The organism is Flavobacteriales bacterium (genome assembly GCA_020635795.1).
In the GTDB taxonomy this organism is placed as follows: domain Bacteria; phylum Bacteroidota; class Bacteroidia; order Flavobacteriales_E; family Vicingaceae; genus Vicingus.
Window position 1 is genome coordinate 17442 of record JACJZD010000001.1, and the last position, 12140, is coordinate 29581.

Below are 12140 nucleotides of genomic sequence, written 5' to 3' on the forward strand. Positions count from 1 at the left end.
TACATGGTCGATATTACAACAAAAACTTCAACCCTCAGAATAGCAACTGCTCAGGCAATTGTAAAAGTGAGCAAACAAGAAACAATAGATGCTATAGTAAATAAAACTGTTCCAAAAGGAGATGTTTTTGCTATGAGTAAAGCAGTTGGTTTGTTAGGGGTTAAAAACACACCGTTAATTTTGGCGGACTGCCATCCAATGCCAATTGAATATACGGGTATTGATTATGAAATAAATGGGTTGGAAATTAAAGTAACCATGACTGTAAAAACCATTTATAAAACAGGGGTTGAGGTAGAAGCCATGCATGGCGCTAGTGTAGTTGCTTTAAACATGTACGACATGCTTAAGCCGATTGATAAAGGGGTTGAAATACATCACATTAAGTTGGTGGAGAAAAAAGGTGGTAAATCAGACTTTAAAGATAAATTTAGAAAAGATTTAAAAGCTGCTGTTGTAGTGTGCTCCGATACCATTTCGGCTGGACAAAAAGAAGATAAAGCAGGAAAAGCGATAATTAAAAAGTTGGAAGAATGTGGTGTTGAAATAATAGATTATGTTATAATTCCAGATGAAGTAAATGTAATTCAAGAAAAAGCAAAAGCTTACGTGGCTTCAGGAGTTAATTTAATCATCTATACCGGTGGTACAGGGTTGTCGAACAGAGATGTTACACCAGAGGCATTAAAACCTTTAATTGAACGAGAAATACCGGGTATTGACGAAGCTATAAGAAGTTACGGACAAGACAGGACGCCATATTCGATGTTAAGCAGAAGTGTTGCGGGTGTTATTGGTGAGAGCTTAGTGTTGGCTTTGCCGGGTTCAACCAATGGAGCAAAAGAAAGTATGGATGCCGTTTTTCCAGCAGTATTACACGTTTTTAGGATACTAAAAGGTGCTCAACATGACTGAAAAAGAATTGATACCTTATAATAGATTAATAATTATTGGGAATGGGTTTGATTTATCTCAAGGATTAAAATCTTGCTATAATGATTTTCTAATAGATTATTTTGGGAAAGCTTGTCATAATGTGTTTAGGAATAGCAATTATAAAGATGAATTTATTGAAATCACTTTGAATTATGGATTTGGTGATACAAGTTGGCCAGATAAATATAATGAATATAATAAAGTTATACAGTTCGTAAGAGATCCCACCCTATTAGAAGGTATAATATATCATTCAGAATTATTCAAGGAGTTAATTTCAAGTAAGCCTAAGGAAAATTGGATTGATATTGAAAAATTCTATTTTAAAAAACTTAAACAAATTTACGAAGAAGGAGAGTCACAAAATTCTTATAGTAAAGTAAAAAAGCTTAATGAGTTCTTAGATAATATATCAAAGAAACTTAATGATTATTTAAATAATATTCACTCAGTTTTTGATTATAATAAAAATGAGGCTACAGAAAATTATATTGATCATTATTACAGAAAACTTGAGGATAAAGATTTAGCTTTTATATACAGAAGAAATAAAAGTGGTTATCGAAATTCTGTGCTTAATAGAGTGATGTTGTTAAATTTTAATTATACTAATGTATTAGAAAAAGCCATAATGCAAACCAAAAATAGCTCTATCAGTGAGATAGTAAATATTCATGGTGAAGTTAATTCTGAAATTAATCCAATTATTTTTGGTTATGGAGATGATACAAGTGAAGAATATAGAAAATTAGAATTAAGAGATGAGGATGAATATTTAAGAAATATTAAATCATCAAAATACTCTAGAACAAACAATTATCATAAGATGCTAAGTTTTCTAGATAAGCAAAATTTTGAAGTTTTTATTGTTGGTCATTCATGTGGTTTGTCAGATAAAACTTTGCTTCGAACTATTTTTGAACATGAAAAATGTTTAGCAATAAAAATTTTTCATCACCAAGGCTATAATGAACATTTGAATAAAGGGATAGCAATTTCAAGGCACTTTTCTGATAAAGTTAAAATGAGAGAAAAGGTACTGCCTTTCGATGAAAATGCTAAAATTATTCAAAGAGTAGTTAAATAACTACTTCACAATTATCATTTTTTTGGTTGTTGAACGTTGGTTGTTAAAATCAATAAAATAGTAATAAATACCTTGTTCAAAATTTTCAGTTGAAATGGTTATTTTGTTGTTGGTATTTGCAACAGTTTTTCTGCTAATTTCTTGTCCTAAAGTGTTGGTAATGATTAAAGTTGCAGAGCTTAAGCCAGATGGTAAAATATAGTTGATGGTTGTTTCATTTTTTGCGGGGTTTGGAAAGCTTTGACCAAGAAATGCACCATTTTCAGTAAGTGCTTCAATACCAGTTGTACCATAAACAACATTCACTTTAAAATCATCAAAATAAAAACCATCTCTAGTTACTCCACCATCAGAAACGATTTGAAAACGTATTTTAATGGTTTGACCTAAATATTGACTCAAATCAATTTCTTCTAATACCCAAGTGTTTTGAGTACCATCATACAATGGTTTGTTAAAATCTTGGTCGGAATTTCCTAGATGTGTATAATTACCACATTGTGGAGTCCAAGTTGCACCATTATTGGTTGATACTTCTATTTGAACATAATCCCAGCCTGCTTCAATATCCCATTTAGCATAATACGACATGCTAGCAGATGTAACATTGGTTAAATTAATTGGATTAGAAAGTGTTATGGTTTTATTGATGTTGTCATTATAATTTCCTGAAGGAGAATCGGTAATTGAGCTTGACGGAGAGTAATATGTTGATGAGGTGATCCCCCAAGTTTGAGAAACTGTCCAGTTCGAAAGGTTGTTTGCATTGTCTGATAAAATAGTTTGTTGTGTTCCAAAAGTCTTGGTAATGGTGTCGTTTACAGTAAACAAACCGTTGTTAACAGTTATTACATAAGTGATTAAATCACCTGGGGTAATAGCAGGGTTTAAAACGTAGCTTATCGAATCAGTATCAGTTTGTGTTAAACTCATGCCAGTGTGGTTTTTTTGAGCACCAATGCTGATAAAATTTGTTGAAACAGGCGAAATGGTTACAGTAAAATCACCATTACCATTTAACCCCAAGCGTTGCAAATTGTAATATAAAAAACCTGATTGATTTTGAATCATTAATGGTTGTAAGTCGGTTGCTTTGGCATAGTTGTTTGCTAAATGTGCAGCTGTTAAATTTAGATGCATCATTCCTTGGCAAAGAGGATTGATGTCTACTTGGGTAGGCCAAAAACCTTGTGCGGGAGAACCAATTTCTGGAGTAAATGAATAAATTTTATTGTGGTTTGCCGTCTCACCATACATCCAATCATCAGAACCACCAGATGTTTCATATAGTGCCCACCCAGGTTGATTCGCAAAGTTGTTTTCGGCAACCATTACATCAGAAATAGCTTCGAATGTTGCATTATCAGGACAAAATCTGCCTGTTTCAAAACCATAAGGATACAAAAGTAAATTACTGTAAGAATGGAAGTTAAATGCTAAAATAAAATCGTGTTGGTTTACAAACCATTTCATGGTTTGGTTTTCGGGTTCTGAAAAAGCACTTGGACCACAATGAACATCGCTAGTTGAATCTAAACTAATACCCACAGTTCCCCAAATTGGACCGTTTGCTCCATCTGTGAAATCGTAGTTTCGGTTGTTGTCAACACCAAAAACTCCTGTACCATAATCTCTTCTGTTTTTACGCCACATGCCACCACCATTTGGGTTGGTAAATTCATTGTATAAAAATCCATCAGGATTAACGAAAGGAACAAAATACAATTCGGTATTATCCAAAATGGCTTGAATCTTAGTATTTGTTGAATAATTTTCTAATAAATACCACATGTAAAAAATCATTTGGTGGATTGAAATAGCTTCTCTAGCATGATGAACAGCATCGTACAATACTTCCGGTTCGTTTTCTTTTGTATTTGCATTGTCGCTCATTCTAATCCAATACAAATTTCTTCCTTCGTGAGTCGTAAAAGTATCTATTGGTGCTCTTGCAGTTATTAAATTCGGATATAAAAAAGTCATGCTATCAATTTCTTGCATAACTTCTGCATACGTTAAAAAACCTCCCATCGAGCCATGATTGTAATTTACAGGATTGGTGTAGGTTATAGGATTTCCTCCATTTGAACAGGTGCTGTTTTTAAATGTTGGAGTCTTAGTTTGTTGATTTCGGTCAATATAAAACTGTTGAACATCGTCTATAATTATTTCGACTGTTGCGCCTAAATTTTCGGCAAGGGCAATTTCTGAAGAGGAAAAATCGCTTTCGAAAAATACGCCCATTTTGTGTTTACCATGGTCCATAGCAATTCCACTTTGGGTTAATTTTTGAAACGTTTCAACGTTGTTGTAGTAAATTCTTGCCTTGCTGTATTTTTCTGTTTTTTGAGCCGTGATATTGCTAATAAAAGCAATTAGAAAAAGAATGGTCGTAATTTTTTTCATGAGTTTAGTCGTTTATGTTATTCCCAAAATACTTGATTAATTTCAGTAATGTAATCGAGCTGGGAGAGTTTGCATAATATTTTTTTAATGTCTTTGTTGTATGAGTTGCCAATCATTATGATGTGATTTTCTTTACATTTTGTTCTCCCTTTACCATTTAAAGGTTTTATACTTGAATCGATCTCGCTTATCGTTTTTAAAGTTTCAGCATTATTTGGCACACAAAATTCATAATCTATTGCTGTTTTAGTATCTCCGTACAAACCACGATCATCAAAATGTTTTATATTAAATGTTATTTTTTTTAGGTTGCAATTGGTAAGTTGGTTTTTTGATGAATTGCATGATAGCAAGACGAACAACGCAACAATGTATAAAAAATAAGGTTTCATAGTGATTTACCCAAAGTTAATGAATTAAAAGCCCAAAAGCACATTTTGAGTAAAGACATAAATAAAGTAAGATTCCAATTTTAGGAACTCACAGTTTATATTATTTCTTAAATATAAAGTAAACGGCAAGAATTAAAAAAGCAAAACCAATAAGGTGGTTGGTTGTAATTTTTGAATTGAATACATAAACCGAAAATGCGGAGAAAATAACTAGCGTAATAACTTCTTGAATTACTTTTAGCTGTACCAAACTGAATGGACCAGCATTGCCTTCGAACCCAATTTTATTGGCTGGCACTTGAAAAATATATTCTACCAAAGCAAAACTCCAACTAATTAAAATTACCCACAACAAGTTCCATTTGTTAAACCATTTTAAATGCCCATACCAAGCAATGGTCATAAAAATGTTAGAGACAATAAGCATGGATATGGTTAGAAAAATTTTCATCTGTATATCGAGTATTTAATACAAACACACCCCTAACCCCTCTCAAGAGGGGAAATAAATGGTTTATTTTTTTCTCATAAAAATTTGAATGGGAACTCCTGAATAACGGTAGTTTTCCCTGATTTTGTTTTCCAAAAATCGCTTGTAAGGATCTTTAACGTATTGCGGTAAGTTGCAATAAAAAACAAAAGTAGGAGCTAATGTTGGCAACATGCTCACAAATTTTATTTTAATGTATTTCCCTTTAATGGCTGGAGGTGGATTTCGTTGAATAATGTCGAGCATTAATTCATTAAGTTTAGAAGTGGTTATTTTTCGAGTACGGTTTTCGTACACTTTTACCACTTCTTCCAACACCTTAATTACGCGTTGCTTTTTAGTTACCGAAGTAAAAATAATAGGAATATCGTTAAACGGAGAAAGTCTATGACGGATTGCTTCTTCGTATTCTTTTGAGGTATTGCTCTCTTTTTCTACCAAATCCCACTTGTTTACTGCAATTACCACTCCTTTTTTATTTTTAGCAATAAGGTGTAAAATGTTTAAATCTTGAGCCATAATACCTTCGTGGGCTTCAATCATCAACAAACAGATGTCAGAATTTTCGATAGCACGAATGGAACGCATTACGGAGTAAAACTCTAAATCTTCTTCAACTTTTCCACGTTTTCTTAAACCAGCGGTGTCAATCAATTTCATATCGAAACCAAACGCTGAAAAACGAGTAGAAACCGCATCTCTGGTAGTTCCGGCAATGTTGGTTACTATGTTTCTATCATTACCCAATAATGCATTGGTTAGTGATGATTTACCCACATTTGGACGGCCAACAATAGCTAATTTTAATAAACCATCATCGTCAATTTCTTCAGGTTTTTCTATTAAATGTTTAACTACTTCGTCTAACAATTCACCAGTTCCGCTTCCACTAACAGAAGAAACGTTGAAAATCTCATCAGAAATTCCAAAACGATAAAAGACACTTGATTCTGGTATTCTGTCGTAATTATCAACTTTGTTGGAAACAAGAATTACTTTTTTCTTGCTACGTCTTAACACATTGGCAACTTGTTGGTCGAGGTCGGTTAAGCCACTGGTTACATCAACTACAAAAATTAGCAAATCAGCTTCTTCAATGGCAATCATTACTTGTTTTCTAATCTCTTCCTCAAAAATATCGCCCGAACCTTTTACATAACCACCAGTATCGATTAAAGTAAATTCTTTTCCTGCCCAATCTACTTTTCCGTAATGTCTATCACGGGTTACACCACTTGCTTCGTCAACAATAGCTTGTCTGCTTTCGGTTAGTCTGTTAAAAAGTGTAGATTTTCCAACATTCGGACGACCTACTATTGCTACTATGTTGCTCATTTTTGTTTTATAAATGATGATTATTTAAGGCTACGAAATTACGAATTAACATTTAGGGATTTGAATTTTGAGTTTCTCAATTAATCACCCACCTTACTCCTCCCTCAAGGGAGGAATCCATCGCACAATGCTAACTTCCGTCTTCCAACTTCTGACTTCCAACTACTGATTATACCCAAATCGTTTTAATTGGTTGTCGTTGTCTCTCCAATCTTTACTTACTTTAACGTAAAGTTCTAAAAACACTTTGTTTTGTACAAAAGTTTCAATGTCTTTACGGGCTTCAGTACCAATTTTCTTCAATTCTTTTCCTTGGTGACCAATAATAATACCTTTTTGAGAATCACGTGCCACAATAATTATTGCTCTAATTTTTACAATATGAGGAAACTCCTTGTATTCTTCCACTTCAACCTCACAAGAGTATGGGATTTCCTTTTGGTAATTCATCAATATTTTCTCGCGTATAATTTCCGACACGAAAAACTTCTCTGGTTTATCCGTCAACGCATCTTTATCGTAATACGGTTCGCCTTCAGGCAGAAGTTCTTTTATGCGTTCAAAAATATTGTCGATATTAAATCCGTGCAGAGCAGATAGTGGATAGATTTGAGCTTTTGGCAATTCTTTTTTCCAGAACGCTACTTTTTCCTCTAAAAATTGTTGGTCAACTTCGTCTATTTTATTGATGAGTAAAAGGATTGGTGTGTCGGTTTTCTTTAAGCTGTTTAAGATATCAGCATCACGAAACCTGTTTTCTTTTACCTCTACCATAAACAGAATAACATCAGCATCTGATAAAGCCGATTTTACAAAAGTCATCATGCTTTGGTGCATTTTGTAGGCAGGTTCTAAAACACCTGGAGTATCGGAAAACACAATTTGATGATTTTCGTCGTTAACAATACCTAAAATACGGTGTCGAGTAGTTTGTGCTTTAGAGGTGATAATGGATAAACGTTCGCCCACCAAAGCGTTCATAAGCGTTGATTTTCCTACGTTTGGGTTGCCAATAATGTTTACAAAGCCTGATTTATGCATTATTTATAGATAAAATTTGAATACAAAGAAACTAAATATTATATTTGCAGCCCGATAAACAGAAAGATAGTTCTTAAAATATATCGCGGGGTGGAGTCCGTCAGCTGACGGAGAAGCTCGTTGGGCTCATATCCGTCAATTGACGGACAACGGTTCGAGTTGAAAGAAATGATAAGGATTACGATAGTCCTCTAAATATATCGCGGGGTGGAGCAGTTGGTAGCTCGTTGGGCTCATAACCCAAAGGTCATCGGTTCGAGTCCGGTCCCCGCTACTTGAGAAAAGCTTCGAAGAAATTCGAGGCTTTTTTATTTTAAAAAAAATGTATAAAGTATATATATTATACTCAAGGAATTTCAATAAAATCTATATTGGATATACGTCTAATTTAGAAGGTAGATTTATTTCTCACAATGAAAAAGCAACAAAAGGTTATACAATAAAATATAGACCATGGGTAATTGCTTTTTTTGAAGAATTCGAGAGTAAATCAGAAGCTATTAAACGTGAGAAAGAATTAAAATCAAGTAGAGGAAGAGCTTTTGTTTGGGAAAAGATTAATGAATTAGGACTCATTCACTAATCGTCGGACTTATGTAATGGTACAGCTGCATTGAGTTTCTTAGCATTGCAGGAGTTTTTTATTTCTCTTTATTTAAGTTTTGTTCCCAAAGCCAAGCCGATTTTACCATGTCGTTAATATTGTAGTTGGTTTTCCAACCCAATACTTTTAGTGCTTTGCTCGAATCGGAGTAAATACTTTCTACATCACCTTGTCGGCGAGGACCAAACTTGTAATTTAACTTGATGTTGTTTTGTTGCTCAAAGGCATTGATAATTTCCAGCACGCTCACACCATTACCACTACCTAAATTAATTACATCGTAATTCGGAAAATTGGCATTTTCAAACAATGTTTTTAATGCAGCCACATGTGCAGAAGCAATATCACTTACATGAATGTAATCTCTTACACATGTGCCATCTTTAGTGTTGTAATTGTTGCCAAATACATTTAATTGTTTAATTTTTCCAATAGCTGTTTGCGTTACAAATGGAATTAAGTTGTTAGGTATAGGTTGTATTTCACCATTTAAACCAGAGATATGAGCACCCACAGGGTTAAAGTATCGTAACGAAATGGCTTTCAATTGGTTGTTTGCATAAATAAAATCTTCTATTATTCGTTCTCCAACTTGTTTAGTATATGCATAAGGAGACTCTGCTTTATTTAGTTGTGTTTTCTCGGTAACAGGAAGCGTGTCAATGTTCCCATACACCGAACAGGAAGAAGAAAAGATTAAACTTTTGATGTTGAACTCTTTTTGAAGTGTAAGTATATTTGTTAATCCAATTAAGTTATTGTTGTAATATTTAAGAGGGTTTTCTACTGAATCACCAACCCATTTATGAGCAGCAAAATGAATAATGCCCTTGATGTCTTTATTTTCTTCAAAAACTTTTTTTGTAGCGTCAATGTCTTTTAAATCAACATTATAAAACATTATGGTTTTACCAGTAATTTTCTCAATTCTCTGATAAGTTGTTTCTGTAGAGGTTGAATAGTTATCAATAGAGATAACATCCCAATTTGTATTTTCAAGGATGTCAATTATAGTGTGAGAGCCAATATAACCTGCGCCGCCTGTGATGAGTATTTTCATAACTAGTGTTGACTGTTTTATAAAAAAACAAGGATTTAATTTATCAACTAAATTATGCTAATTTTAAACTTTTCAAAACTATAAATTGAATATTTTAAAAAAGATATCTGTATTTACAGGGGTTAATGTGATTTCTAGTGGAATTTCATTTCTATTATTACCTGTGTTAACAAAATATCTTTCTCCTGAGGATTATGGTGTTTTATCATTATTTACAGCTGCAACTAGTTTTATTGTAGCACTTTTGTCATTTGGAACAACTAATATTATAATGGTAAAGCTATATAGTGAAAAAAATAATTTTGGAAGTTATTTTAGGACATTTTTAGGGCTAATTACCCTCAATATGTTAATTACTGTAGTTTTATTTTTACTTATAACAATGGTATCTCCAAATTTTATGGGATTACCTAAATATTTAATACTCTTTGTTCCAATTGTTGCAATAGGGGTTGTTTTTTTTGAGACTATTTCAACACTAATGACTTATAAAAAACAAACGATTAAGTTTGCCTTGTTTTCGCTTTTTAAATTCTTTATTGAGATAGGTTTAGTTATTTTATTTGTAATAGTTTTGAATTATACTTGGAAAGGTAGAATTTTAGCATTGTTTCTGAGCTTATTAGTAATTGGAATATTTGGGTATAGATACTTAGTAAGTGAAGATTTATTGAAGGGTAAACTTCAATTTGTATTTTATAAAAATCTACTAAAAGAAGGATCTCCTTTAATACTTATGAGTGTATCAATTATGGTTATGAATTTATCTGATAGATTCTATTTAGAAAAAATGGTTGGATTAAAAGAGACAGGTCTTTATAGTGTAGCATATAGTATTGCAAGCATAGAACTACTAGTTATTGGCGCCTCAATGAATGTTTTTAGACCTATGATTTATGATTATTTAGAAAACATAAAGGAAAACAAAAAACGATTATTGAATTTGTCGTTAGTTTTTATACTGTTGACATTAGGGATATTTATTATTATAGCTTTTTCAAATGAGTTTATTTTCAAATATTTTTTAGAGGTTTCGTATGAGTCTGCTTCTATCTTTGTTATACCGTTAACTTTGTCTAGCTTGTTTTGGGGGATATTTAGTTTTTATATTTCATATTATCTTTACTACAAAAAAAACAGAATAATAGGTTTGTTTTCAGTAATTGGTATTGTAATAAATTTAGTATTAAACTATTATTGTATTCTATATTATGGTGCTGTCGGAGCTGCTTATGCTACTTTAATTACTTATTTTTCAATAGCTGTTTTGGCGGTTATTTTTAAAGGGTCTATTTTAAAACAGATTAAAAACTGATGATTAATTTCTTGATAGTTGGAACACCAAAAGCTGGAACGACAGCCCTTCATAATTATTTGAGGCAGCATAATGAAATATTTATGCCTGCAAAAAAAGAAATTCATTTTTTTGGATCAGAGTTTAAATTTGGAAAAACAAGATATAGGAAAAGGATGACAGCTAATGAATATACATCGTTTTTTAAAGATTCAAAAAATAGCCAAATTAAAGGTGAGACATCTGTGTTTTACTTATATTCTAAAGATGCATTTTTAGAGATTAAAGAATATAATGAGAACATGAAAATAATCATAATGTTAAGACATCCAGTTGACTTTCTCATTTCTTATCATCAAGATGCATTATATGTGGGGATTGAAAATGAACCTGATTTTTGGAAGGCACTTGATTTAGAAAAAAATAGAAAACAAGGATTAAATATTCCAATTACTAATAATTTTGAAAAAGGGCTGTATTATTCTGAATTGATTGACTATGCTACTCATATAGAAAAATTTATGAAAACATTTAAGAATAACGTTAAGGTTATTCTTTTTGAAGAATTTTTTTCTAATCCCACAGAAGGTTATAAGGAAGTATTATCATTTTTAGAAGTGAAAAATAATGATTTTAAACTCGAAAATTTTGAAATTATAAATAAAAGAAGAAGTGTTAAAAGCAAGAAATTAAATGCTTTAATCTTTAAACCCAATCGAGTTTTTCGGATTTTATTGAGAATGATTTTTCCTTCCGAAGAATTGAGGTTGAAAATTTTTAAGCGAGTGAGAAAATTAAATACATCTCATCAACAAATTAATGATTTAAATATGGAGGAGAAGATAAAACTTCAAGCATCATATCTACATCAAATAAATATTTTAGAGAAATTACTGAATAGAAATTTAGATATTTGGAAAAACAAATATGTATAGACTTTATAGGAAGATATTTGAAATAAAAGATAAAGTATTCTCTAAGATTAGGATTTTTCATTTATCTTTAAAGTATCCTGGGTTAAAAATTCAAGGAGATACTACCATTGAACGAAATTGTAAAATAGTATGTGTTGATGGTGGTATTTTAACATTAAAAGATACTCATATTAGTGAAGGTACTTATATCATAGCTGCACAGAATGCTATGATTCAAATTTCTAATTCATTTATTGGTCGTAATTGTTTATTATCTGCAAATAAAGAAATTATTATTAAAAATGATTGCCTGATAGCTGAGATGGTTGTTGTAAGAGATCACAATCATAATTATACGCTTTCTGATGAGCTTACAAGTTCACAAGGCAACGATATTGGCTCAATCTATATCGAGAATAATGTCTGGATTGGAACAAAATCTACTGTGCTTAAAGGGGTTACTATTGGTAAGAATGCTGTTGTTGGTGCTCATTCCTTAGTTAATTCGAATTTAGAATCAAATAGTGTAAATGTAGGTGTTCCTGCAAAAAATATAAAACAAGGGTAATAATACCAAAAAT

Annotated in this window: 12 protein-coding genes and 1 tRNA gene; 7 read left to right on the forward strand and 6 right to left on the reverse strand. The window is 31.9% G+C overall.

Annotated elements, in window-relative coordinates; all coding sequences use genetic code 11:
- Positions 1-3: 3 nt before the first annotated feature.
- The gene (locus H6589_00085) at positions 4-915 is read left to right on the forward strand and encodes a bifunctional molybdenum cofactor biosynthesis protein MoaC/MoaB (protein MCB9172990.1); all 912 of its coding nucleotides are present in this window, start codon (positions 4-6) and stop codon (positions 913-915) included.
- Positions 908-2023, forward strand: a complete 1116-nt coding sequence (locus H6589_00090) for a hypothetical protein (protein MCB9172991.1) — start codon at positions 908-910, stop codon at positions 2021-2023. Before H6589_00085 ends, H6589_00090 begins: the two co-directional genes overlap by 8 nt.
- On the opposite strand, the gene H6589_00095 is transcribed toward H6589_00090, so the two are convergent.
- The 5 genes from H6589_00095 to era form a co-directional block, all read right to left on the reverse strand.
- Positions 2024-4429, reverse strand: coding sequence for an immune inhibitor A (locus H6589_00095; protein ID MCB9172992.1), 2406 nt, complete (start codon positions 4427-4429; stop codon positions 2024-2026).
- A 17-nt stretch (positions 4430-4446) separates the two neighbouring features.
- The gene (locus H6589_00100) at positions 4447-4821 is read right to left on the reverse strand and encodes a hypothetical protein (protein MCB9172993.1); all 375 of its coding nucleotides are present in this window, start codon (positions 4819-4821) and stop codon (positions 4447-4449) included.
- Positions 4822-4921: 100 nt separating this feature from the next.
- Positions 4922-5272 (reverse strand): DMT family protein, encoded by a 351-nt coding sequence (locus tag H6589_00105; GenBank protein ID MCB9172994.1) that lies wholly within the window; start codon positions 5270-5272, stop codon positions 4922-4924.
- Between the two features lie 63 nt (positions 5273-5335).
- A complete protein-coding gene (gene der, locus H6589_00110) occupies positions 5336-6646 on the reverse strand; it encodes a ribosome biogenesis GTPase Der (GenBank protein MCB9172995.1) in 1311 nt (436 codons plus the stop codon).
- A 162-nt stretch (positions 6647-6808) separates the two neighbouring features.
- On the reverse strand, positions 6809-7690 hold the full coding sequence (gene era / locus H6589_00115; protein MCB9172996.1) for a GTPase Era: 882 nt from the start codon (positions 7688-7690) through the stop codon (positions 6809-6811).
- Positions 7691-7888: 198 nt separating this feature from the next.
- Here era and H6589_00120 point away from each other — a divergent pair.
- Positions 7889-7961: transfer RNA gene (locus H6589_00120), tRNA-Met, on the forward strand.
- A 48-nt stretch (positions 7962-8009) separates the two neighbouring features.
- Positions 8010-8270, forward strand: coding sequence for a GIY-YIG nuclease family protein (locus tag H6589_00125; protein MCB9172997.1), 261 nt, complete (start codon positions 8010-8012; stop codon positions 8268-8270).
- A 58-nt stretch (positions 8271-8328) separates the two neighbouring features.
- On the opposite strand, the gene galE is transcribed toward H6589_00125, so the two are convergent.
- A complete protein-coding gene (gene galE, locus H6589_00130) occupies positions 8329-9351 on the reverse strand; it encodes a UDP-glucose 4-epimerase GalE (protein ID MCB9172998.1) in 1023 nt (340 codons plus the stop codon).
- A gap of 85 nt (positions 9352-9436) precedes the next feature.
- Here galE and H6589_00135 point away from each other — a divergent pair, with 85 nt between their 5' ends.
- Genes H6589_00135 through H6589_00145 form a run of 3 tightly spaced genes read left to right on the forward strand, consistent with a single transcriptional unit; the run spans position 9437 to position 12127 of the window.
- On the forward strand, positions 9437-10666 hold the full coding sequence (locus H6589_00135; GenBank protein ID MCB9172999.1) for an oligosaccharide flippase family protein: 1230 nt from the start codon (positions 9437-9439) through the stop codon (positions 10664-10666).
- Complete coding sequence (locus tag H6589_00140; protein MCB9173000.1) at positions 10666-11580, forward strand: sulfotransferase domain-containing protein; 915 nt, start codon at positions 10666-10668, stop codon at positions 11578-11580. Before H6589_00135 ends, H6589_00140 begins: the two co-directional genes overlap by 1 nt.
- Positions 11573-12127 carry an acyltransferase gene (locus tag H6589_00145; protein ID MCB9173001.1) on the forward strand — a complete coding sequence of 185 codons (555 nt, stop codon included), beginning with the start codon at positions 11573-11575 and terminating at the stop codon, positions 12125-12127. Before H6589_00140 ends, H6589_00145 begins: the two co-directional genes overlap by 8 nt.
- Positions 12128-12140 lie beyond the last annotated feature (13 nt).